Below are 25468 nucleotides of genomic sequence, written 5' to 3' on the forward strand. Positions count from 1 at the left end.
TCTTAGCTCCTCAGACCCTTAGAAACTTAAATAAAAAAATAGCGTTAATACTTGCAAGTATTAAGGTTATGTCTTTACTTTGCACTGTTCATAATTTTATTGACAGTTATCACGAAAGGCGGAGGGAAAGACCCAATGAAACCTTAGCAACCCTTTATCATAAAGAAGGTGCTACATTCTACTTAATACCAACAAACACGGTATTTAAGATAGATAACACAAATACATAAAGTATTTCTCAAAACTTTTCCTGACAACCTTATAATATTATTTTACCGAATTCATTTTGGTATCATGAGCGAATCATTGACGTCTTTTTTGCCGTCATGGGTTCCCGCTTTCTGTTGCAATCTTTTGTTTTTAAAGAAAAAACAAAAGGATTTCCACTTCAATCGGGGCTAAAGAGTCACAATAGTGAACTTTTGGAATTATTAATAAGAAGCTAAGCCTGAAAGGTTTTAAAAACCCGTCAGGTTTAAATAAAATACGATATGTCAACAATACAAGAAGCAATAAAAAAAAATATCCTGATCCTTGACGGAGCAATGGGAACCATGTTACAACGCTATAATTTCTCGGAAGAAGATTTTCGCGGAGAGCGTTTCAAGGATTTTCAACATCCCTTAAAAGGAAACAACGATTTACTATCCATAACACAACCACAAGCAATTCGAGATGTTCACGCCGCTTATTATGAAGCAGGCGCGGACATCGTCGAGACAAACACTTTCTCGGGAACCACAATTGGTATGGCCGATTATTTTCTGGAAGATTTGGTTTACGAATTAAACTACGAATCAGCAAAAATTGCCAGAGAAGTAGCCGATGAATTTACCGCTAAAAACCCAGACAAGCCTCGTTTTGTAGCCGGTTCAATCGGGCCGACAAACAGAACGGCAAGTATGTCACCCGATGTAAATGACCCGGGATACAGAGCCGTAACTTTTGATGATCTGAGAATAGCTTACAAACAACAAGTAGAAGCCTTAATGGATGGCGGATGCGATTTGCTTTTAGTAGAAACGATTTTTGATACACTAAACGCAAAAGCAGCACTTTTTGCTATTGAAGAAGTAAAAGACGAACGCAATATTGATATTCCGATCATGGTTTCGGGGACGATTACAGATGCTTCAGGAAGAACACTTTCGGGACAAACTGTAGAAGCCTTTTTGATTTCAGTATCACATATACCGTTGTTAAGTGTAGGATTCAATTGCGCCTTAGGAGCCGATTTATTGAAACCGTATTTAAAAACATTATCACAACATACACAGTTTAATGTTTCAGCACATCCAAATGCTGGCTTGCCAAACGCATTTGGAGAATACGACGAAACACCGGAACAGACGCAAGCACTAATCAAAGAATATTTAGACGATAATTTGATCAACATTATCGGTGGTTGTTGCGGAACAACTCCGGATCATATTCGATTGATTGCTGAGGTTGCGAAGGGGTATAAGCCGAGAGTAGCACCGGTTATTGCGTAATTAACAAGCATAAATTTTTCTTGCCAACATAAGCGTATTGCTTGTGCCAGAAAAGACATAAAACGCGGGCTGTCATTCCGACGAAGGAGGAATCTCCGCAATGTGAGCAACTAACGAAGATTCCTCCTTCGTCGGAATGACAAAAATGAGGAGTCGATCGTATGAAATGTTGGACGAGATTACTTCGTTTCTTATAGTGACAATTGGAACGTTAAATGAAAAGAGATAAAAAGGTAGCCTGAACTGGCAGATTGAATATAAAAAGGAATAATAAGTTCGGGAGGAACAAAATATATAATTAGGTTCAAAGATTTGAAAAACGATAATTGAAATCGTGGAAACATAAAGTTCTTATAAAACCGAGATTGCGTGAGGGATAGAAGTGGATAGCCCACAGCCTGACGAAGGAAGAGCGAGGACTTGGAACGGATAGCCCGGTTCGCCGCGGCGAAACACGCCCAAAATAAGATAATTAGAACACAGATACTTACAAGGTTTTGGAAACCTTGCAGCACACAAATAAAGAATAAAAACTCAGGACCTAAGAACCTTAGGACCTCAGTAACTTAAAATAGAAAATGGCAGAAAATAGAAGAGACCTTGTATTAGCAGGATTAGAACCGTTGATTATTACACCTCAAAGTGTTTTTGTAAACATTGGAGAACGTACGAATGTAACCGGTTCAAGAAAATTCCTTCGTCTGATCAAGGAAGAGAAATATGACGAGGCACTTGATATTGCAAGACAACAAGTAGAAGGGGGAGCACAAATCATCGATATTAATATGGATGAGGGAATGCTTGATGGTGTTCAGGCAATGACAAAATTCCTGAATTTAATAGCATCAGAACCGGACATTTCGAGAGTTCCAATTATGATCGACAGCTCGAAATGGGAAATCATTGAGGCAGGTCTTAAAGTAGTACAAGGAAAAAGTGTGGTCAACTCCATTTCATTAAAAGAAGGAGAAGAAGCATTCATTCATCATGCCAAATTAATCAAACGGTACGGAGCAGCGGCAATCATCATGGCTTTTGACGAAGTGGGTCAGGCCGATAATTTTGATCGTAGAGTCGAAATCTGTCAGCGTTCGTACGATATTTTAGTTAATAAAGTCAATTTTCCTCCACAGGATATCATTTTCGATTTAAATATTTTCCCTGTTGCAACCGGAATGGAAGAACATCGCTTAAATGCTTTGGACTTTTTCAGAGGAACAAAATGGGTTCGTGATAATTTGCCTCACGCACATATCAGTGGTGGAGTTAGTAACGTTTCATTCTCTTTTAGAGGGAACGATCATGTTCGGGAAGCCATGCACTCGGTGTTTTTATATCATGCCATTAAAAACGGAATGACAATGGGAATCGTAAATCCTGAAATGCTTTCGATTTACGATGATATTCCAAAAGACCTGCTAGAACACGTAGAAGACGTAATTTTAGACAGACGTGACGACGCAACGGAAAGACTTTTAGATTTTGCTGAAAATGTAAAAGGAGAAGTAAAAAGCGACGAAAAAGCAATTCAGGAATGGCGTTTAGGAACCGTTCAGGAACGTATTACGCATTCATTAGTAAAAGGAGTTGATGCTTTTATTGAAGAAGATGTAGAAGAAGCCCGTTTAGCAGCCGTAAAACCAATTGAAGTTATCGAAATCAATTTGATGACAGGAATGAATGTCGTAGGAGATTTATTCGGAAGTGGAAAAATGTTCCTGCCTCAGGTAGTAAAATCGGCACGTGTAATGAAAAAAGCTGTTGCTTATTTATTGCCTTATATTGAAGCCAGCAAACAAGCCGGTGATAAATCAGGAAACGGAAAAATCCTAATGGCGACCGTAAAAGGGGACGTTCACGATATTGGTAAAAACATTGTATCGGTCGTATTGGCCTGTAACAATTATGAAATTGTTGATTTAGGAGTAATGGTGCCTCCGGAAAAAATCATTGCCGCAGCAATCGAACACAATGTAGATATTATTGGATTGAGCGGACTGATTACGCCTTCGCTTGACGAGATGGTTTATCTGGCAAAAGAGTTAGACAAACAAGGCATTAAAATTCCGATTATGATCGGAGGAGCGACGACTTCACGCGCACATACCGCGGTGAAAATTGCGCCACAATACAGAGAAACCGTAATTCACGTAAACGATGCTTCAAGAGCCGTAACTGTTGCCGGAAATCTGCTAGATCATAACCGAAAAATATACGCGAGCGATATTCGTGCAGAATACGATTCTTTTAGAGAAACGTTCTTAAACCGTTCAAGGGACAAAAATTTCTTAACGATCGAGCAAGCCCGTAAAAATAAATTACAATTGGATTGGGAAGAATACAAACCCGTAACACCAAAAGTAATCGGTAAACAAATTGTCGAGGTAGAACTGGACGTTTTGGTACCCTACATTGACTGGACACCGTTTTTTAGAACTTGGGAATTGTTCGGAAAATATCCGGCCATTTTAACCGATGAGGTAGTTGGAAAAGAAGCAACATCTGTTTTTGCAGATGCTCAGGCGATGTTGAAAGTAATTTTAGAAGAGAAAAAATTATCTGCAAAAGGGATTTACGGAATTTTTCCATGCAACCAGGTAGATGATGATGATATTGAATTGCGTGATGAAAACGGAAAAGTGTTGGAGAAATTCTTAACACTTCGTCAGCAGTCGCAAAAAACAAAAGGAGCACCAAACATTGCTTTGTCGGATTTTATTTTACCAAAAGATTCAGGAGTTACCGATTATATGGGCGCTTTCTGTGTGACAACAGGTTTTGGAGTAGACGAGTGGGCTGCCGAATTCGAGAGAGATTTGGACGATTACAACTCGATTATGGTAAAAGCATTGGCCGATCGTTTTGCTGAAGCTTTCGCCGAATATTTACACGAGCAGGTTCGTATGGCTTATTGGGGTTATGATCCCGGCGAAACCTTATCAAAAGAAGATTTGATCGAAGAAAACTATAAAGGAATTCGTCCGGCTCCGGGATATCCAGCATGTCCGGATCACTTAGAGAAACCAACAATTTGGAAACTTCTAAATGTAGCCGAAGAAATTGGAGTAACCTTAACCGAAAGTATGGCGATGTGGCCGGCTTCATCTGTATCAGGATATTATTTCGGAAACCCAAAAAGTAAATATTTTGGATTAGGAAAAATAAAAGAAGATCAGGTTATTGATTACGCCAAAAGAAGAAGTGTACCAACCGATTATGCCATGAAGTGGCTTAATCCAAACATAGCAGATTAGGGGGGAGTTATTTTTTAGTTTCAGGTTTCAGGTTTCAAGTTTCAGGTTCGCCTATAACGTGAAACTTGAAACCTGAAACAAACGAAACCCAGAACCAACGCAGCCAATTGATTTACGTTTTTTGATTTAGATTTTACTCAAAATTCATAATTCATAACTCATAATTTTTAAAATGAAAGTAACAGAACATATAGAAAACGCCAAGGGAAAAACATTATTTTCATTTGAAATTATTCCGCCTCAAAAAGGAAAAAGTATTCAGGATTTGTATGATAATATCGATCCGTTGATGGAGTTTAATCCGCCGTTTATTGATGTGACCACTTCACGCGAAGAGTACATTTATATTGATAAAGGGAATGGACTTTTGGACAAAAAACTGACTCGTATGCGTCCGGGTACACTTGGAATTTGCGCTTCTATAAAACATAAATATAATGTTGATACTGTACCGCACTTGCTTTGTGGCGGATTTACACAGGAAGAAACAGAATACATGCTGGTAGATTGTCATTATTTAGGAATCAATAATTTAATGGCGCTTCGTGGTGACGCGATGAAGGACGAACAATCCTTTGTACCAAAAGCAGGAGGAAATAGTTTTGCTATAGATTTAGTAAAACAAATCAATGAGTTAAATCAAGGGAAATACCTGCATGAAGTAATGGATATAGACAACAAAGCTGATTTTTGTATTGGTGTTGCAGGGTATCCGGAGAAACATTTAGAATCTCCTTCCTTACAATCTGATTTAAGAAGATTAAAAGAAAAAGTAGATGCGGGAGCAGATTACGTGGTAACGCAGATGTTTTTTGACAATGCAAAATACTTCGAATTTGTAGCAAAAGCCAGAGAAATGGGAATTACAGTTCCTATTATTCCGGGGATAAAACCAATTGCTGTACAAAAGCATTTGCAGATTTTGCCACAGATTTTTCGTATTGATCTTCCGGAAGATTTAATTCATGCCGTAGATCAATGTAAAAACAATGCCGAAATCAAACAAGTAGGAGTAGAGTGGGCGATCCAACAATCCTTAGAGTTAAAAGCGGCCGGAGTACCTGTATTGCATTATTATTCAATGGGAAAATCAGAAAATATTCGCCAAATCGCGAGTCATATTTTTTAGAAAAAGTATATTTTGTTATATTCTTTTCAATTTGAACGAAGGAAACCCGAGCGACAACGAATAGAAGAAGTAAATCGGATGCTATTGAACTTGAGTCTCCTTCGTTAAAGTAATAACTCCAGTTTGGAATTTGGAATTTTTAATTTTTGGAATTTAATTTTGATCATTATGAAACAAGAAGAATTACAGGCGATAGCCGCTCAGTTAAAACATCCAACAGGAGAAAAAGGAATTGAAATGGCCAACATGATGCATGAAACCAACATCAACATGACGTACCATTCTATTCAAAATCTGAATGTTTCAAAAGAAAATAAAATTCTGGAATTGGGTCACGGAAATGCGGGGCACTTAGAATTTCTAATGGATCAAGCGGAAAGTTTGGTGTATTATGGACTCGAAATGTCTGAGTTAATGTTTCAGGAAGCCAGACAAATCAACAGGAATTATGTTTCTCAAAAACAAGCTTTCTTTTTGCTTTACGATGGAGGTGTAATCCCGGCTACAGACTCCTTTTTTGATAAAATCTTCACTGTAAATACGATTTATTTCTGGCAAAAACCGGAAGAATTACTTTTAGAAATTTACAGAGTTCTAAAACCAAACGGAACATTCTGTTTAACATTTGCAGAAGAAAGTTTCATGAAACAACTTCCGTTTACAGAGTATGAATTTACACTGTACAGCACTGAAAAAGCGCAGGAGTTAATCGAAAAAACAGCTTTTAAAATGGTCTACAAAGAAACGCTGACCGAAAAAATAAAAAGCAAAACAGGCGAATTAGTCGACAGAGCTTTTACCACTATTGTGTTAGAAAAATAACAAAAAAGAAGGCGACTGCTTTTGGCGCTCTTTTTTTGAGTACTTTAATTGCTTTTTCTATTTTGAGTTTCTATTTCTGAACCCTAATACTTTTTTAAAATTATGGAGGTTAAAAAAATCAATTTCCTAAAAAGCTACAGTAGTATTCTATTGCTTTTAGGAGGTATCATTGCAGGAAGTATTTTAGGGTTGTTGTTTGGTAAAGATGTTGAGGTAATCAAACCACTGGGAGACATTTTTCTTAATTTGCTTTTCACGGCAATTATTCCGCTTATTTTCTTTACGATCGCTTCTTCAATTGCCAATTTAGAAAAAACAGAAAAACTGGGGAGACTATTTGTCATTATGGTCCTTGTTTTCCTCGGAACCCTTTTGATTTCGGCCATTGTAATGATTGTAGCCGTTTATATTTTTCCGATTCATCAAGATATAATTATTTCCAAAGTTCCATTAGAAAACATAAAATCCGGCAGTATTGGCGAGCAAATTGCACAGTTGGTTACGGTAAATGATTTCTTCGAATTATTGTCCCGAAAAAGCATGCTGGCGCTGATAATTTTCTCTTTTTTAATAGGTTTTGCAAGTTTGCAATCCGGTGAGAAGGGAAGTAGTTTCAGAAGCTTTTTAGATTCAGGTAACGAAGTGATGAAACAGTTATTGAATCTGATTATGAAACTGGCTCCAATTGGTTTGGGGGCATATTTTGCCTATCAGGTTGGTGTTTTTGGTCCGCAGCTATTTGGTGTTTATGCAAAACCTTTGGGAATTTATTACGGAGCATGTATTTTTTATTTCTTTACATTCTTTAGTTTATATGCCTTTATTGCCGGAGGAAAAAGAGCATTTGTGGTATTTTGGAGTAATAATATAACGCCGGCTTTGACAGCAGTGGGAACTTGCAGCAGTATTGCAACGATCCCCGCAAATTTAGAAGCGGCAGAAAAAATGAACATTCCGAATCATGTCCGGAACCTGGTCATTCCGCTTGGTGCGCCCTTGCATAAAGACGGATCGAGTATGTCTTCTATACTTAAGATTACGGTTCTTTTTGCCATGTTTGGAAAAGACTTCACAGAACCTTCTACTATTCTTTTAGCATTGGGAATTACAGTAATCGTTTCGATTGTAGAAGGCGGAATCCCAAACGGAGGTTATATAGGTGAAGTTTTGGCTATAACGGTTTATGGACTTCCAATGGAGCAGGCCTTACCGGTAGCGATGATTTTAGGGACACTTGTGGATCCGATTGCGACACTGCTCAATGTCAACGGTGATTTAATCTGTTCGATGATGATTTCCCGTTTTTCCGAAAAAACCAAATGGTAACCTACTTATTTTTAGTTTAAAATCTTTTATTAATTCGCTCCATCTGTAAACGCTGTGCGCTGTTTTTTCAGATGAGGACATAAATAACAATAGCATGAATTCAGTACTTCAGCATGATTTAAACAATTTTGAAAATATACTTGAAAAAGCAAAACAACACGGGATTGGTTTTTTGAATAATCTTGAAAATATCCCGACATCTACTAAAGCGACAATTGAACTGGATCGTACCTTAAACGAATTAGGTTTAGGTTCTTTAGAAGCATTAAAAGAATTCAATGAGCGAATGGCTCCGCTAATGGTTGCTTCGCCGGGACCCAGATATTGGGGATTTGTAACAGGAGGATCTACTCCGGCTTCTATTGTCGGTGATTGGCTGGCTTCGGTTTACGATCAAAATGCACAATCGATAAAAGCACAAGGAGGCGCTTCAGCTTTAATAGAGTTTGAAACCATAAATCTGTTATTGCAGTTATTGGGCTTACCAAAATCCTTTATGGGTGGATTTGTAACAGGGGCAACCATGTCTAATTTTACCTCTTTAGGAGTGGCAAGGCAATGGTTTGGAGCTCAATTTGGAAAAGATTTTGCTAAAAACGGAATTACAGAAACTATAAATATCTTTACTGCAACACCACATTCTTCTGCTGTGAAATCACTGGCAATGCTCGGAATCGGAAGCCAGAATTATAGTGTTGTAAAAACGCTGGAAGACAATCGTGAAGCCATCGATGTTGTCGATCTGGAAGAAAAAATTAAGGCCTTAAACGGAAAACCGTTTATCTTAATTTCAAGTGCCGGAACAGTCAATACAGCTGATTTTGATGATTTTGTAGCTATTGCTGAATTGAAAGAAAAATACAACTTTTGGTGGCATATTGATGCTGCCTTTGGTGCTTTTGCAGCTGTTTCAGATAAGTTTAAACCTTTAGTTGACGGTTGGGAAAATGCGGATAGCATTACCGTTGACTGTCATAAATGGTTAAACGTACCTTATGAAAGTGCTTTTTATTTGATTAAAAAAGACCATGTGAATTTACAAATTGAAACTTTTCAGAATTCTAATGCACCCTATTTAGGAAATCCGTTGGAGAATTTTAATTATTTGAATGTGCTACCTGAAAATTCACGACGTTTAAGAGCGCTTCCGGTTTGGTTTTCTTTATTGGCCTATGGAAAGGAAGGTTTCTGTGATATTGTGGAAAGTAGTGCGTCATTGGCCCTGCACTTTGGAAATGCGCTTATCGAAGATGATAGTTTTGAACTCCTGGCACCGATCCGTCTTAATAATGTTTGTTTTACTTTGAAAGGAGATCACAATCAGGAAAAAGTAGCGTCGTTTTTGACACTGCTAAATGATGGAGGAAAAGTGTTTATGACACCAACCGTATACCAAAACCGAAAAGGAATTCGTGCTTCCTTTGTCAATTGGAGAACAACTGAAAATGATATTAAGATTGTAATTGAAGAAATGAGAGTTACGCTGTCAGAAATATAAGAGTATTATTTTTTTAACTTTTTAAAAATCCCGTTTAGTAATGTAAACGGGATTTTTTATTGGTTTTTTGTAAGTTTTTTAATAAAACAACTTGTTTGAATTTAACGGTTTTTGATATTTATTTTTAAGAATATTTTAATTTTAGATTAATGTTGCCTTAAGATTGGATTAATTTTTAAGAATTTCTCATTTTAAACGTTAAATACTATCCTTATTTAGAATAATTAAAAATAATTTGGAAATAGCATTTTCTGAAGTTAATTTTGTGCCAAATTTTAACATTCACCACAAATTTTAACTGATGCAAATAAATAGAATAGTAATCTTGATATTGGTTTTCCTGACTTCAATACAAGGTTTCTCACAAAAAAACAAAGTAAACTTAACGGGTATTGTTCTAACACAAAGTGGTCAGCCGGCAGAAGGTGTTTCAGTTGCATTAAAGGGAACGCGTTATGCTACTTTAACTAATGAAAAAGGGGAATATGAAATTGCTGCCGAACCGGGGAATTATACACTATCAATAAGTTTTGTTGGATATAAACCTAAACTAACAAAAATAAGCTTGGAAGAATCCAATAAAGAGGCTCCAAGTATAACAATAGAAGAAGATACTGCAGCTTTGGATGAAGTTCAGGTAGTAGGTAAAACGAAGGTGCAGCGCGTTAAAGAAGAAGCTTTTAATATTACAGCAGTAGATTTAAAACAATTGTACAATACTTCAGCTGATTTGAATCAGGTTTTGAATAGAACGACTGGTGTCCGTGTTCGTGAAACCGGAGGGATGGGATCGCAATTTAATTTCTCCTTAAATGGGTTTTCAGGCGATCAGGTTAAGTTTTTTATGGACGGAATTCCTTTGGATAATTATGGACCTTCGTTTACATTGAATAATATTCCAACCAATATGGCGGAACGAATTGATGTTTATAAAGGAGTTGTACCCATTGAATTAGGCGGAGATGCTTTAGGTGGAGCAGTAAACATTGTGACCAATAAAAGTGTTAAGAGATATATTGATGCATCTTATAGTTTTGGGTCTTTTAATACTCATAAAGCAGCATTAAATACACGTTTTACAAGTAAGAATGGTTTGGTGACTAATTTTAATGCCTTTCTTAATTATTCTGATAACAGCTATAAAGTTGAGGCTGAGGTTCCAGATCCTTTTACAGGACTTTTTGGTCCAAAAGAAGAATTAAAACATTTTCATGACGGATACAAACAAGGTGCAATTATCGCCGAAGTAGGGGTGAAAGATAAAAAATATGCAGATTATTTATTGGTTGGGATCGCAGTAAGCGCTAACAAAAAAGAAACACAACAAGGAAGAACAATGTTTAGGGTAGTTGGTGATGCTTTTGAAGATAGCCAGAATTTTGTACCCTCTTTAAAGTACAAAAAAACAAATTTATTTACTAAAGATTTAACGGCAACTTTGGCGGCTTCTTACAATATTGCAGAAGAAAGAACGGTAGATACTTCATCAAGAAGATTTACATGGAGAGGCCCTCGAACTGATGTACCCGGATATAGTAGTAGTGGGGAGCTTAATTCGGAAAAAGTATTAAATGTATTTAAAGTAAAGTCTTTTCAAAGTAATACAAATTTTAAATACAATATAAATGAAAATAATAGTCTACTCTTAAACTATACTCATTTGGGTTATCGACGTAAAGAAGATAATGAGTATACAACCAAGGATGTACCAAAGGAACCGGTAGTCAATAAAAATATAATTGGTTTTTCGTATAGTTTATCAGCCCTTCAAAAAAGATTGTCTTATACCGCATTTGTCAAAATGTTGGATTTACAAGGCAAAATAGTAGAGAACCCAAAAACTATAAATGAGAAAGTAATAAAGCCATCTTATAATTTTACAGGTTATGGTACAGCAGCAGCCTATTTTTTAATTCCGGAACAATTGCAGGTTAAAGCTTCTTTTGAACATGCATATAGACTTCCAGCTGCGGTAGAACTGTTAGGAGATGGAGGAATTAATATTATCCCTAATCCTTATCTTATGCCGGAGTCTAGTGATAATATGAATATTGGATTGTCTTATAAAAAGACTTTTGAGAAACATTCATTTGCCATAGAAGGAAACTTTCTTTATCGAGAGGCAAAAAACTTTATAAATTCTGTTCCCTATCAGAATAAGAGTCAATATCAAAACACTAAAAATGTTCAGGTAACTGGATTTGATGGAATTGTACATTATGGTTATAAACAATGGCTTAGTTTGGATTTGAATGCTACTTATCAAAAAACTTTAAATAAGGATAACAGCGTCTCAGTTGGCTCTGATCAAATTAATTACTTGTACAATAAACAAATGCCTAATATTCCAATTTTATACGGAAATGCGAATTTAGGATTCTCTTTCAAACATATTAAATATGCAGATGATCTTTTTTCTGTAAACTTATTAGCCAGTTATTCCGATAGTTATTACTTGAGGAATCCTAAATTAGGAGAGACTGGTAAAAAAGAGATTCCTGAACAACTTTTTTATTCAGCATCTGTAGCCTATTCACTTAAAAATGGCCGTTATAATATTGCGTTGGAATGTTATGATATTACTGATGTTAATTTGTACGATTATTTTAATGTGCAGAAACCAGGAAGATCCTTTACGATAAAACTTCGATATTTCTTCATGTAGTCCACAATTCAAAACAATAATAAATTCTTATTCTCCAAGCCTGTATTTTAATTACAGGATTCAATTAATTAAAAATTCAATAATTATGAAAACAATTAAAATTAAAAATCTATTAGCTCTTATGCTAATGTCAGTTACTATATTTTCTTGTAGCAGTGACGATTCTCCAACAAATGAAGAACCTGTAGTTGTTACACCGGAACCAGTTGTAATAAGTAAATATGCAATAGGTTACCAAACCGGAACATGGAATGAAAATTACATGTGGAGCTTTAATTCATTAGATGAATTAATGACCGGAACAATTGATATGACTGGAAAAGGAATTGAACAAGGAGGTTCTTATATTCCTCTTGCGAATACGATGTTTGCATTGGATAGTGAAGCGGAAGGTGCTGCTCCTTATGCTTTAAACGCTGCGGGTCAGTTAATTGCCGGGAGTCGTGTTTTTATAGAATCGCCTTTTGCATATGGTGTTACAGACGACAATAAATTATTAATTATTGGTGCTTCATGGGAAGGTGCATCTTCAAATAATGAATTGATTGTTTATGATCCTACAAAACAATATATTACAGGTCGTAAGTTTGATAATTTTGCAACAACTACCGGACGCTTTGATTTTCCTACTGGAGTAACAGTTGTTGGAGATAAAGTATTTGTTTCTGTTTTCAACAGAGATGCAAGTGAAGATTGGAATATTGATCAAACAAAAGCATACATCAGAGTTTATGATTATCCTTCTTTAACATTTGTGAAAAGAATTGAAGATCCTCGTACTACAGCAGCTGGTATGTACTATACAAACACAGGTATTGTACGTACGGAGTCTGGTAACGTATATACTTTTTCTTCAAATGCTAAGGCTGGAGGTTACAAGGCACCTTCTACAACAATTGGTTCCGGAATTCTTCGTATCAATAAAGGTCAAACAGAATTTGATGCTTCTTATTTCTTTGATCTTGAGGCAAGCTCAATTAACGGTAAAGTGTTAGCGGCGTATCCACTTGGAGGAGAAAAAGCCTATATCGTTTACATACCTACAGCAGATGACACAGTACTTTGGGGATTCCTTAATCATTCTTCTTATAAATTTAAATCGGCAATTGTAGATTTACCATCTAAAAAAATAACTCCGGTAACAGGATTGCCGGGACATGCTGGTGATAGTTACTTTGGTGTTGGAAGCTTGTATTATGAAAACGGAAATGCATATAAGGCTTTTGTAACTAATACAGAGGTTCGTGTTTACAAAATTAATACGGAAACAGGTTTAGCTACTGCAGGTGCAAAAGTAACCGGAGGAGGAACTGATATCTCTGCTATTACTAAATTAACACATACAACAAAAGGGACTAAATAAATTAGACTTTTTTGCTTTGATTTTTAACCATATAATCAATTTTTTTACAAGAATTGATTATATGGTTTTTTAAAATAATTAAAATTACTGACAGATAGACAATTCTATAATGAGTATTATCAAACAACAAACATCCAAACCACAAAAAAAAGGAAAATCCCGTTTCAGTAAAGTCAATGCCTGGTTGCATTTATGGTTGGGACTTGCTTCCGGAATTATTGTTTTTATAATGGGAATTACGGGTTGCATATTGGTTTTTGAAGAAGAAATCAGGCAATTTACTTCGCCGTGGTTGTATGTTGAAGCTCAAGAATCAGAGCAATTATTACCTCCTTCTAAGGTTTACAGTATAGTTCAGAAAGCGGTACCGGAAAAAGAAATACATGGTTTATGGTACAATGGTTTGGATAAATCAATAAAGGTCGATATCGAATCGGATTCATTGCTTTATGTAAATCCATACAATGGTAAAATTACCGGAATTGTACATCATGAAGACTTTTTCCATTTCGTAGACGAAGGACATCGTAATCTCTGGTTAGAGCGTGAAATTGGAGCACAGATCACAGCTTGGGCAACCTTTATTTTTTTCTTTTTGTTAATCAGCGGACTTATTCTCTGGTTGCCAAAAAAATGGAATAAAACCACTGTAAACAATAGTTTTAAGATAAAATGGGATGCGAAGCTCAAACGTTTAAATTATGATCTTCATAACGTAATGGGGTTTTATGTGATTGTTTTAGCTGTCCTTATCTCTTTTACGGGCATGCTGATGAGTTTTCATTGGCTCAGAGAAAGTACGTATTGGATCAGCGGTGGCTGGGCCGATGTAAAAGATAAGAAAGAACAACCTGTTCCAATAAAAAAAGATACATTATCCGGGCAACAAATGACGAAACTGGCTGCTGCCGATTTTATTTGGAAAAAAGTACGCACCGAAATCGCCAAAGAGAATAAAGAAGCCGTGATTATTCATTTTCCCGATGACCCAAAAGAAGATTTTTATGCCTGTACCGATATGCATAAGGGAATTTGGAGAGATTTATATTTTGATTCAAAAACCTTAGAGCTGCTTCCAAAATCAGAAAAATATATTAGTAACGAACGTTTCTCAGATTGGTTAATGCGTTCCAATTACAGTCTTCACATAGGAGCGATCGGAGGATTGCCAACCAAAATTGTCTATTTTATTGGCAGTTTAATTTGTGCCAGTTTACCAATTACCGGATTTTATATCTGGTGGGGAAGAAAGAAAAAAAAGCCTGTGGCCAGTAAGCCTTAAATTATTTTTTGATCTGTTTTGTGTTAGTTGTAAAAAGTCTTTTGAAAGAAGTAAAACTCTTTTCGAAAGGCTTTTTTTAGTGAAAAGTAATAAGTAATTTGATATTATGTACTCAAATGAAGTTGAGGTGATAGTTGTAAAAGCAGATTTCTGATCGATGCAAAATAAAGAACCCCCATAAAATTAGTATTTTATGGGGGTTCTTACGGGGGCAAAAAAGGCAATTTTAGATTCTGTAGGTGAATGCTAGTGTTGCAATGCGATTATCAAGATCGTATCTTTTATCGATGCTTGTTTGTCTGATAACCGAATTGATATAAAAGTTATTAGTGTTGAAAATATCGGTAACATTAAGTTTGATGCTTCCTTTATTGGCTAAAACCTGTTTAGAAATTCCGATACTGAAGTCAAAGAAACTGTCACGCTCGTAAATACCAAGATTTGATTTCGATTGGTATTGTGCATTTGCTTCCGCTTTCCAGGTTTCTGTAATGGTGAATGAATTCTGAACGTTCATGTTTAGCGTTACTATAGGGTCAATTTTTTCTGTGTTTACGACTTTCCCCATAAACTTATTTTCGAAAACATTAAGAAGCGTATTTACAGACCACCATTTGTAGATTTCGGCCGTATTGGTGATATTTACACCATAATTATACGATTTATCAACGTTAATCTGCGAAGTCACGGTAGTATTATCTGCCGGATTATAGACGTAAACTTCTGTAAAAACGTCTTTAGTTTTGTTGAAATATACGGTAGCCATAAAAGCGCTTTTCCAAGCATAACCTATTTCTGCTGCATGCGTTATTTCAGGAATTAAATTTGGATTTCCTTGTGAATAATTGAACGAATCATCATAAAATCGGAATGGATTCAGATCAAACTGGCTTGGTCTGTTGATTCTTTTGCTGTAAGAAGCGTGCATCGCATGGTTTTCGGTGAATTCATATTTTAATGAAAGACTTGGGAACCATTTCAGATAATCGTCTTTATGTTCTTCATTCATGGTTTTTTGCAGAATATTTATAGCCGTATATTCGGTTCTGATACCTCCTTGGATATTTAGTTTTTCCAATTGATATTTATAGTTAACGTATGCGGCGTAAATTTGCTCTTTATATTCAAAATGATTGGTGGATTTAAGATCGGTTATCCACTCATTATTCTGTGAATATTCATAAATCGAAGGGTTGTCGTTGTTTTTTATACTCCCTTTAAAACCCCATTCTATGCTTTGTTTTTCTTTTAAAGGATTGACAAAATCAACTTTTCCTGTAAAGACTCGCAACTGAGAAGGAATAAAACCCCTGCGGTCATCGATTTCAACCATACTGGCAGGATCTATATTTTTGGCACTCTGAAACTGATTGGACCTGAATTTCGACGTTTCATATTCAAAATCAAACGACATCGTTTTGCCTTCCGTATCGAATTTATGGACTCCCGAAAAAGCATAGGTGTAATCGTTCCATTTTTCTTTGCTGTCATTATAAGTGGCAGCATCAAATTGTAATTGATTCATTGCATTAAACAACGTATTTCTACCATCCGCTATATTTTGATAGCGACCGATTTTAGCATCAACGTAGACCTCTAAATTTGTTTTAGGAGAGACTTCGTATTGCGTTCCAATTTTGAAATTGTTTGACGTAAGCGGTTCGTCAGTCACAGAAGTTTGATGGTTTTTAGAAGAAATCGTTTGTCGGGTTTCATCTGTATATTGCAGCTGATTGAATTTTTTGCGTTCCTCTTCTCCCCTGAAAGTGTAACTGTAATTACCATAAACACCCCACTTATCTTTGTTGTAGTTTAAATTAAATCCGGAATTGGTTCGGTTTTTTCGCCCTCTGGCATAACTGGTAAAAGCTGTTCCCTTAAGACCGGATGAATTTGGTTTTTTTAATACAATATTGATGATTCCGGCCTTTCCTGTAGCGTCGTATTTTGAAGAAGGATTCGTAATAACTTCAATTTGTTTGATATTAGAGGAGGCTGTAGATTTTAAATAATTGGCAAGCTCTTTTTGAGAAAGCTGCGTCAGTTTGCCATTTATCATCACAGCAACCCCTTGTTGTCCTCTTATAGATAAATCGCCATCCTGAGAGACAACAACGCCCGGAGCACGCGACAAAACGTCTAAGGCAGTTCCTCCTTCAGAAATAATACTGTTTTCGACATTAAATACAAGTCGATCTGACTTTTGAGTATATAAAACCTTCTTTTTGGTGATTACAATTTCTTCTAAAGCATTAATAGTGGTTTCGACAACACTATCGGTTTCTTTTTCGGTTTGCGAATAACTGTACACCGAAAAGACAAGCATAAGGGAGGTTATAATATTTTTCATATTATTTATTTTAAATTAGAGCATAATAAATAGTTTCGTAAACTCAGGGAGCTCGAAAACGGAGACAATCGGATACCGATGAAAAGTAAAAGGGATGTTTTACTGCAGGATAATTTCTTCCAGTTGATTCGTTATTTTTTGCTGAAAACGAGAAGTTTGTTCTAGTAACTGCTGAAGTAAATTTTTGATAAAGCTAAAGGAAGGAGGCATTGGATGTTTTTTTGGAGTTTCAATCTTCAAATATAACACTATTTGTATCAAGTCTAAATAAAAACAAAGTAAAAGTGACTGTTAAAATAACAAAGTGCTGAAGGTTAGTTGTTTTTAAAAAGGAAAGAATAGATTTCAAAACAAAAAAATCGCCCTATAGCATAATAGAGCGATTTTGTGAACTTGCAAAGCAAGGTATATAAGGTGCAACCTGAGACTGAAAACCGAGACTGAAAACCGAGACTGAAAACTTATTTAGTAATTTCTCTAAACACAGCCTCCAGGTTTTTGTTTTTCTGATTTAGTTGTAACGTTTTTAACCCATTTTCATTGGCGAAGTCAAAAATGGCAGGGCGCATGTCTTTTTCAGTAACAAAAGTAAGTTCCCAGATCATATCATGTGTATTAACGTAAGAGCTGATATTTTCGAGTTTGGCTAGTAATTGCGGCTCTACCTGATAATCAAATTCTACTTCGATTACCTGTTGTTTGTCTTCAGAAATTAATTTGTCTAACTTTTTATCCGCTACAATTTGTCCTTTGTCAATAATTATGACACGATCACAGATGGCTTCGACCTCTTGCATGATGTGCGTTGACAGAAAAACGGTTTTATTTTTCCCTACATTTTTAATTACATTTCGGATTTCCATTAACTGGTTAGGATCCAGACCGGTAGTTGGTTCGTCCAAAATCAAAACATCAGGATTGTGTAGTAAAGCATTGGCAAGTCCCACACGCTGGCGGTATCCTTTTGACAACTGACCTATTTTTTTATGACTTTCGACTGACAGTCCTGTCAGTTGTATTACTTCTTCGATTCTTGTTTTTTCTACCTGATAAACATCAGCGTTAAAAGCCAAATACTCACGAACATACAAATCCAAATATAAGGGATTGTGCTCCGGTAAGTAGCCAATAGAAAGTTGTACCGCCTTAGTGTTTGTCATGACATCATGACCATTTACAAGGGCTGAGCCACTATCTGCAAGTAAATAAGTAGTCAAAATTTTCATCAGAGTAGATTTTCCGGCTCCGTTTGGACCAAGAAATCCAACGATTTCACCCTTTTCAATCTTAAATGAAACTTCATTAAGCGCTTTTTGCGTTCCGTAACTTTTTGATATACTGTTTACTTCTATCGACATAACTTTTTATTTGCTACAAAAGTAAACAGAAATAACTTTGATTGCTAAAAATTAGCATTCAAAGAATTCTTAAAATAAATATAAAACCCAGCAATGACGGCATCGTTCTTGCTTAAGGGACAATACAATTTAAATTAAAACCCAAATTATGAAAAAATTTTTAATTATCGCTGCTTTGGCGATGACTAGTTTTGTAAGCGCGCAAAAAGGAACTGTATTAGTAGGTGGAAACATTGGTTATGCTTCTGAGACTACAGATTTTGGAGGAGTAGAATCAAAAGAAAGCGAATTTAGCTTTTCTCCTAGAGTAGGATACCAATTTAATGACAATTGGACTGTTGGAGGTGAATTTACAGTTGCTTCTTCAAAAAACGATCAAGGAGCAGGATCACCAGAATTTAAAACAAACAGTTCTAGATTTGGAGCATTTGTACGTTATTCAGTGCCATTGAGCCAAACTTTTTCTGTTTTTGCTGATTTAGGAGCTGGTTTCCAAAATCAAACAAACAAAAGAATTGATAACAATGGTTTTTCTACAAAAACTAAAGCGGATGGTATGTATGTTGGTGTAACTCCAGCTCTTTTCATCAATATGAAAAAAGGTTTCGGTTTAAACTTCAGTATTGGTGGTTTAGGATACGAAACATTAAGCTACGATAACAACGGAGCAGATGTTAGTAAATTCTACTTTAACTTCGGACAAACATTTAATATTGGAATTTCTAAGAATTTCTAATCTTAAATTAGTTTTCAATCTTAAAAAGCACTCCAATCGGAGTGCTTTTTTTGTTTCAACTTGCTTGGTATGGCTAAAAGATTTTATTACTGATGAATTGTTTGAAGCGAACCTTTAGCCGTAAAAATTACTATGGAAAACTTAGATAAAACCGATTTACAGATCCTCAGACACCTCCAGGAAGACTCGAATATCAATACAAAAGACCTCGCTGCGAAGTTATTTCTTATAGTTACACCGGTTTATGAACGTATAAAAAGATTGGAACGTGACGGATATATTACAAAATATGTAGCACTGTTGGACAGGAAAAAAATGAATTGTGGGATGACCGTTTTTTGTAATGTCCGTCTAAAAGAACACGCCAGAAACGTGGGAAGTAATTTTGTGAAAGATATTGTGGCGCTTCCAGAAATTATCGAGTGTTACAACATTGCCGGAGACTATGATTTTATGTTGAAAATTTTAGTTCAGGATATGACTAATTATCAGGATTTTGTAATGAACAAACTGTCGACTATCGAGAATATCGGGAACACCAACAGTATTTTTGTAATGGGTGAAATAAAACACAGTACGGTATTGGAGTTTTAATAGCTGTTAACCACTCCAAGAAAGTCCTAAAATTAGCGTATTTTTGGCATTCAATCTAAAATCTAAAATCACCAATCTATAATTATAATGAACTGGGAACAACTTTTATCTCTTAAGAAACAAGGCGACACAAGTAAAAGATTACGTATAGAACAAGATGATACCCGCTTAGGTTTTGAGGTAGATTATGACCGAATTATCTTTTCGGCAGCCTTTAGATCGTTGCAGGATAAAACGCAGGTCATTCCGCTTTCTAAAACCGATTTTGTCCACACCAGATTAACACACAGCTTAGAGGTTTCCGTTGTCGGACGTTCATTAGGGCGTTTGGTTGGAAAAAAAATCATAGAAAAATATCCGTATCTGAAAGAAGTTCACGGGTATCATATGAACGATTTTGGGGCTATTGTGGCCGCAGCTTCTCTAGCGCATGATATTGGGAATCCTCCCTTTGGACATTCGGGAGAAAAAGCAATTGGGGAATACTTTTCTATCGGAAACGGAAAACAATATAAGGAGCAATTGACTGCTAAAGAATGGCAGGATTTAATTGATTTCGAAGGAAATGCCAACGGATTTTCGGTACTGACAGCAAGTCGTCCGGGGATAGAAGGTGGTTTGAGAATTTCGTATGCCACTTTAGGCGCTTTTATGAAATATCCAAAAGAAAGTCTGCCTAAAAAGCCAACACAAAACATTGCCGATAAAAAATACGGTTTCTTCCAGTCCGATAAAGCATTTTTTGAAGAAGTAGCGGAGGACATGGGAATGATTGCCAATAAAACCGGTGGGAATATTGGTTTCGAGAGACATCCATTGGCCTATTTGGTAGAAGCAGCAGATGATATTTGCTACACCATTATAGATTTTGAAGACGGAATAAATCTTGGTTTGGTTTCGGAAGATTATGCTTTGGAATACTTAATCAAATTGGTAAAGGATAATATCGGAGTTGCCAAATACAAAACTTTAACCACAAAAGAAGACAGAATCAGTTATTTGAGAGCATTGGCAATCGGTACTTTAATTAACGATGCCGTAAATGTTTTTATTGAAAATGAAGAAGCGATTCTGGCTGGAAAATTCCCATTTGCATTAACAGATAAAAGTAAATACAAAGCTCAGATGACGGATATTATCAACTTAAGTGTTGAAAAAATCTATCAGAGCAGAGAAGTTATCGAGAAAGAAATTGTGGGATATCAGATTATCCAGACCTTACTTGATAAGTTTATTACGGCTTTCAATAATGACTATGAAGGAAAAGCATCCAATTACGATAAATTATTGCTGAAAATGCTTCCTGAAAAACACCGTTTAGAGAAAACCAGTTTATACGATCGTTTGCTTCACATTTGCCATTATGTTTCTCTTTTAACAGACGGAAATGCGTTAGAATTATTTGAAATGATTAACGGAAGAAAACCGAATTAACTACTGAAAGGCATATACCAGACCCACACCTAAAACTTGTCTCAGCTGCGCTCTAGGGCCATCGTTAACCTGACTTGTTGTGCCGGTTGTTGGGTCTACAAAGTCTTTTTTGGTTTTAATATCATCGTCATAAACTAAGTGAATACCAATATTCGCTTTTACATAAGCATTTACAACAAGATCTAAACGGGTATCGTAATCGACATCGACATTCCCAAATCGGTTCAGATAGTCTGTATATAAACTCAGTCTGTTCTCGTAAAAAATGTTTTTGAAGATTTCATTTTTCATGTATCCGGTAAGTAAAATACCAAATTCGGCTTTTACTTTTTGACCTCTTTCAACTAAAATTTTACTGTTCGGATCAAGAGGGTCAGGAGCATAGACGGCTTTTTTAACACCAAAAGACCCTTGATCGGCTAAATATTGATCCAATACCAACGTCGTCTTTAACGTGATTGGTGAGAAATAGAAGGTTCTGTTTTTTGCTTTATTTGAATTTTCCGCTCCAGCTCCTAAGAATACATAAGCTGGTGCAAAGGGTTTGGAAATAACGATGTCTTTGTTCGGATAATTGTAACCGTTGGTAAATTGAGTATTAAAATTAAACTTAGCCGAATAATACCAATTTGATAAGGTGTCTTGTCTAAAACCGTAAGTTGAGTTAAGCAAAAGAGCATCATCTGTTTTTCTAAGTTCCGTACCGTCTTGTTTGTTTAAACCGTACTTAACAATTAACTCGTTAAACCATTTGTGGTTTCCTTTTGCATAAGTTCTGGCAAATTCGCCTTTAAATAACCCTGAAATAGAACTCGTTCCCCCCGCACTCCAATTCACGAAAGCAATTTCGGAAATGTCAAAACCAAGCTGATTTTTTTTAGTCCAGTTGGAAGGAGCCTCCGGAATTTGATTGGGCTCTAAGGTCGTTTTGATAATACTTTGAGCAGAAATTGTAGTAGTGAAAGTGAAAAGTAAAAACAATAAGGAGAATCGAAATAATTTCATCAGGCGTAACTTTTGGTTGTATTGGCCTTGCAAAATAATTCTTTTCAATGATTTGAAAAAAGTTTTGTCAAATTTTTAACGTCAATTTTACACAACTGTTGTAATTCAAGAACAGTTCCATGTTCTATAAATGTGTCAGGAATCCCTAAAATTTTCACTGAATTGGTGAAGTTATTTGCAGCAGCAAACTCCAAAATGGCGCTTCCGAAACCACCGTTTATAGTACCGTCTTCAATTGTGAAAATAGTCTGGTAAGTATTGAATATTTCTTGTAAAGCATTGTAGTCTAGTGGCTTAATGAATGAAAAGTCAAAATGAGCTATTTCACTGGCATTAGAACATTCATTTAAAGCTGCGATTACATTATTACCAATAGTTCCGGTAGATAAAACAGCTTTTTTTGTTCCTTTTTTAAGGCAATTTGCTGCGCCGATCACAATATTTTTGTAGTGTCCGAAATTTTCTACTTTCCAATTGGGTAAAACCCCTTTTCCTCGCGGATATCGGATCGCAATTGGATGATCCAGTCCCAATTGTGCGGTGTAAAGAATGTCTTGCAATGCAATTTCATTAATTGGAGCATAAATAATCAGGTTCGGAATCGATCGCAGATAGGCAATATCAAAAACACCGTGATGTGTCGCTCCGTCTTCGCCAACCAGACCTGCCCGGTCTAAACAAAAGATTACAGGTAAATTCTGTAAAGCTACGTCGTGAATTACCTGGTCGTAAGCACGTTGTAGAAACGTGGAGTAAATATTACAATACACGATCATCCCTTGTGTAGCCATTCCGGCAGCAAGGGTTACGGCATGTTGTTCTGCAATTCCAACATCAAAAGCACGTTCCGGAATTTCATCCATCATAAATTTTAGCGAACTTCCCGATGGCATTGCCGGTGTGATTCCGATAATCTTCGGATTCTTTTTGGCTAAATCTAAGAGGGTTAAACCAAAAACATCCTGGTATTTTGGAGGTTGGTTTTCTTCCGATTTTAAAAGAATTTCCCCTGTTGAAGCATCAAATTTTCCGGGAGCATGGTATTTTACCTGGTTCTCTTCGGCTTGTTGCAGGCCTTTGCCTTTTGTTGTAACAATGTGAAGAAATTTGGGTCCTTTTATTTTCTTTAAACGATTTAATTCTTTTATCAATCCAATTAAATCGTGACCGTCAATGGGTCCTGAATAGTCAAAATTCAGTGATTTAATCATGTTATTCTTCTTCGGATTTTTTCCCTCTTTTACCGCAGTAAGATATTTTTTTAAAGCACCAACACTGGGATCAATTCCGATCGCATTATCATTTAGAATGACCAATAGATTAGCGTCTGTTACTCCGGCGTGATTTAACCCTTCAAAAGCCATTCCCGATGCGATAGAGGCGTCACCAATTACAGCAATATGTTGTTTGTCGGTTTCTCCTTTTAAGTGAGAAGCAATGGCCATTCCGAGTGCTGCCGAAATGGAAGTAGAGGAATGTCCTACGCCAAAAGTATCGTAAATGCTTTCGCTTCTTTTAGGAAATCCGGAAATGCCGCCAAGTTGTCTGTTGGTATCGAAGTTCTCTTTTCTTTCGGTAAGGATTTTGTGTCCGTAAGCCTGATGTCCAACATCCCAAACCAGTAAATCCTCAGGTGTATTGAAAACATAATGTAAAGCAATTGTAAGCTCAATGACGCCTAAACTGGCGCCCAAATGCCCCTCTTTTACCGAAACAATATCAATAATAAAATTACGTAATTCCTTAGCCAATTGGGGTAATTGAGTTTCGTCGAGTAAACGTAAATCGGCCGGATTGTTTATGTTGGAGAGTAGATTGCTTTTCATTTTTCTATAAAAAACAAATTTACAATTTTAAAGTTAAAATTTAGTTCAATAAAGCGGCTTATGAGATTTTATTATTTAATTGTGATTGGTAAAATGTAAGAGGATCGGACAATCGTATTGTTTATTTTTCCGGGAATCCAATTGGGAGCGGTTTTTAGAATTTTAATAGCCTCTTCTCCGATTTCTACAGGAGTATTTTTAACTATGTTGAAATTATTCAAACTGCCGTCTTTCTCTATTACAAATAGAATAAATATTTTTCCTCGATATTTTTTTGTCGTGCCTGGGGCTGTATAATTTTTATTGAAAAACGCATAGAATTTTTTCATCCCCTCTTCGGGAACAGGCAAAACATCTAAGTCATTGGAGTTGAAAACGATATCATATTTAAGTGGGATTTCATCATTTTTCGGAATCACTATTCCCATTGTGGCTCGTGGAGTACATTTTTCGTTACTTTTTTTTGAGTCTGTCTCTGAAGAGGAATCATTTCTAATAATAGATTTTCCTGTCGGAGTATTGCCGACAATTTCTATGGTATCAATTTTTTGTTTGTTTCCATTTTTATCCGAACAGCTAAACAAAGTAGTCCCCATAGCAATAAATAGTGCCAACAAGAACATTTTGTGATATTGAGTTTGCGAGTACAATACGCGATTCGGAATCTGAATAATGATTTCGTCCAATTGCGTGTTTTTAAACCTGCCACAAATGCTTTTATTCTGATTTGAAATAAAATAATGCTGAACCTCTTCGGGTAACATGGTGGTGAAGTCAACCACAGTTTTGGTACAACTCAAACAGAATCTGCCGTTGTCTTTTGGTGTCATTTTGTCCCAGTTTTCTGTACAGGGTTCGGGAATAGAGATTTTATATTTTGTTTCCATTATTTAAATTACAAAGGACTAAATATAATAAAAATAAGGAGTAAAGATGTATTTTTGCGTTATGATAAACCCTTCTACCGACGAGTTCTGATGAAAAGGGTAAGAACGATTGAATTTTATAGTTAGAAAAATTGTATAACTTTGAAGTAAATCCTGAATGATATGAATGTAGAAGCGCAACGTAGGAACATTGTACACAGAATCCTGGATACTGATAATGTGCAATTATTGAATCAGATTGAAGATTTACTAAATAATGAAATTTATACCCATTCAACCAATGGAAAACCATTAACAGTAAAAGAGTATGAAAATCATTTGAATGAAATTATGAATCTTTCTGATGCCGGCGAACAGGGCTACAGCACCGAAGAAGCAAGAAAAAAGATCATAAAGAAATGAAGCCGGTTGTCTGGTCTGTAAATGCGATACAATTGATTCAGAAC

General features: G+C 36.0%; 18 protein-coding genes and 1 riboswitch. Of the genes, 13 read left to right on the plus strand and 5 right to left on the minus strand.

Annotation, left to right across the window (positions count from 1 at the left end; all coding sequences use genetic code 11):
• Window positions 1-103 precede the first annotated feature (103 nt).
• A riboswitch (SAM riboswitch) is annotated at window positions 104-220 on the plus strand.
• A gap of 271 nt (window positions 221-491) precedes the next feature.
• The 9 genes from AB674_RS00500 to AB674_RS00540 all read left to right on the plus strand — a co-directional run bounded on the left by AB674_RS00500 (window position 492) and on the right by AB674_RS00540 (window position 14832).
• Window positions 492-1493, plus strand: a complete 1002-nt coding sequence (locus AB674_RS00500; protein WP_047772888.1) for a homocysteine S-methyltransferase family protein — start codon at window positions 492-494, stop codon at window positions 1491-1493.
• Window positions 1494-2071: 578 nt separating this feature from the next.
• Entirely contained in the window at window positions 2072-4747 is a 2676-nt protein-coding gene (gene metH / locus AB674_RS00505) for a methionine synthase (RefSeq protein WP_053004165.1), read from the plus strand.
• A gap of 172 nt (window positions 4748-4919) precedes the next feature.
• Window positions 4920-5876 carry a methylenetetrahydrofolate reductase [NAD(P)H] gene (gene metF / locus AB674_RS00510; RefSeq protein ID WP_047772889.1) on the plus strand — a complete coding sequence of 319 codons (957 nt, stop codon included), beginning with the start codon at window positions 4920-4922 and terminating at the stop codon, window positions 5874-5876.
• 168 nt (window positions 5877-6044) lie between these two features.
• Complete coding sequence (locus AB674_RS00515) at window positions 6045-6698, plus strand: class I SAM-dependent methyltransferase (RefSeq protein WP_047773260.1); 654 nt, start codon at window positions 6045-6047, stop codon at window positions 6696-6698.
• A gap of 102 nt (window positions 6699-6800) precedes the next feature.
• Window positions 6801-8024 (plus strand): dicarboxylate/amino acid:cation symporter, encoded by a 1224-nt coding sequence (locus tag AB674_RS00520; RefSeq protein ID WP_047772892.1) that lies wholly within the window; start codon window positions 6801-6803, stop codon window positions 8022-8024.
• Between the two features lie 94 nt (window positions 8025-8118).
• Window positions 8119-9522, plus strand: a complete 1404-nt coding sequence (locus AB674_RS00525; RefSeq protein ID WP_047772893.1) for a pyridoxal phosphate-dependent decarboxylase family protein — start codon at window positions 8119-8121, stop codon at window positions 9520-9522.
• Window positions 9523-9823: 301 nt separating this feature from the next.
• On the plus strand, window positions 9824-12187 hold the full coding sequence (locus AB674_RS00530; protein WP_047772895.1) for a TonB-dependent receptor: 2364 nt from the start codon (window positions 9824-9826) through the stop codon (window positions 12185-12187).
• 85 nt (window positions 12188-12272) lie between these two features.
• On the plus strand, window positions 12273-13550 hold the full coding sequence (locus tag AB674_RS00535; RefSeq protein ID WP_047772897.1) for a DUF4374 domain-containing protein: 1278 nt from the start codon (window positions 12273-12275) through the stop codon (window positions 13548-13550).
• Window positions 13551-13659: 109 nt separating this feature from the next.
• The gene (locus AB674_RS00540) at window positions 13660-14832 is read left to right on the plus strand and encodes a PepSY-associated TM helix domain-containing protein (protein WP_047772899.1); all 1173 of its coding nucleotides are present in this window, start codon (window positions 13660-13662) and stop codon (window positions 14830-14832) included.
• A 226-nt stretch (window positions 14833-15058) separates the two neighbouring features.
• Here AB674_RS00540 and AB674_RS00545 read toward each other — a convergent pair whose 3' ends face one another.
• Window positions 15059-17182, minus strand: coding sequence for an outer membrane beta-barrel family protein (locus AB674_RS00545; RefSeq protein ID WP_047772901.1), 2124 nt, complete (start codon window positions 17180-17182; stop codon window positions 15059-15061).
• A gap of 461 nt (window positions 17183-17643) precedes the next feature.
• On the minus strand, window positions 17644-18540 hold the full coding sequence (gene gldA, locus AB674_RS00550; protein WP_047772903.1) for a gliding motility-associated ABC transporter ATP-binding subunit GldA: 897 nt from the start codon (window positions 18538-18540) through the stop codon (window positions 17644-17646).
• A 148-nt stretch (window positions 18541-18688) separates the two neighbouring features.
• Here gldA and AB674_RS00555 point away from each other — a divergent pair, with 148 nt between their 5' ends.
• From AB674_RS00555 to AB674_RS00565, 3 genes are all read left to right on the plus strand, one after another.
• The gene (locus tag AB674_RS00555; protein ID WP_047772905.1) at window positions 18689-19276 is read left to right on the plus strand and encodes a porin family protein; all 588 of its coding nucleotides are present in this window, start codon (window positions 18689-18691) and stop codon (window positions 19274-19276) included.
• A 132-nt stretch (window positions 19277-19408) separates the two neighbouring features.
• A complete protein-coding gene (locus tag AB674_RS00560) occupies window positions 19409-19870 on the plus strand; it encodes an Lrp/AsnC family transcriptional regulator (RefSeq protein ID WP_047772906.1) in 462 nt (153 codons plus the stop codon).
• Between the two features lie 87 nt (window positions 19871-19957).
• The gene (locus tag AB674_RS00565; protein WP_047772908.1) at window positions 19958-21304 is read left to right on the plus strand and encodes a deoxyguanosinetriphosphate triphosphohydrolase; all 1347 of its coding nucleotides are present in this window, start codon (window positions 19958-19960) and stop codon (window positions 21302-21304) included.
• On the opposite strand, the gene AB674_RS00570 is transcribed toward AB674_RS00565, so the two are convergent.
• From AB674_RS00570 to AB674_RS21805, 3 genes are all read right to left on the minus strand, one after another.
• Window positions 21305-22309 carry a DUF3078 domain-containing protein gene (locus AB674_RS00570; protein WP_047772910.1) on the minus strand — a complete coding sequence of 335 codons (1005 nt, stop codon included), beginning with the start codon at window positions 22307-22309 and terminating at the stop codon, window positions 21305-21307. It lies immediately after the preceding gene.
• Window positions 22310-22353: 44 nt separating this feature from the next.
• Window positions 22354-24135 (minus strand): 1-deoxy-D-xylulose-5-phosphate synthase, encoded by a 1782-nt coding sequence (locus AB674_RS00575; RefSeq protein ID WP_047772911.1) that lies wholly within the window; start codon window positions 24133-24135, stop codon window positions 22354-22356.
• A 71-nt stretch (window positions 24136-24206) separates the two neighbouring features.
• The gene (locus AB674_RS21805; protein WP_053004166.1) at window positions 24207-25022 is read right to left on the minus strand and encodes an energy transducer TonB; all 816 of its coding nucleotides are present in this window, start codon (window positions 25020-25022) and stop codon (window positions 24207-24209) included.
• A gap of 162 nt (window positions 25023-25184) precedes the next feature.
• Between AB674_RS21805 and AB674_RS00585 the strand changes: the two genes are divergently transcribed.
• Window positions 25185-25424: a hypothetical protein gene (locus AB674_RS00585; RefSeq protein ID WP_047772914.1), complete on the plus strand. Its 240-nt coding sequence runs from the start codon at window positions 25185-25187 to the stop codon at window positions 25422-25424.
• Window positions 25425-25468: the final 44 nt, after the last annotated feature.

The organism is Flavobacterium sp. ABG, assembly GCF_001027725.1.
Taxonomy (GTDB): Bacteria; Bacteroidota; Bacteroidia; order Flavobacteriales; family Flavobacteriaceae; genus Flavobacterium; species Flavobacterium cupriresistens.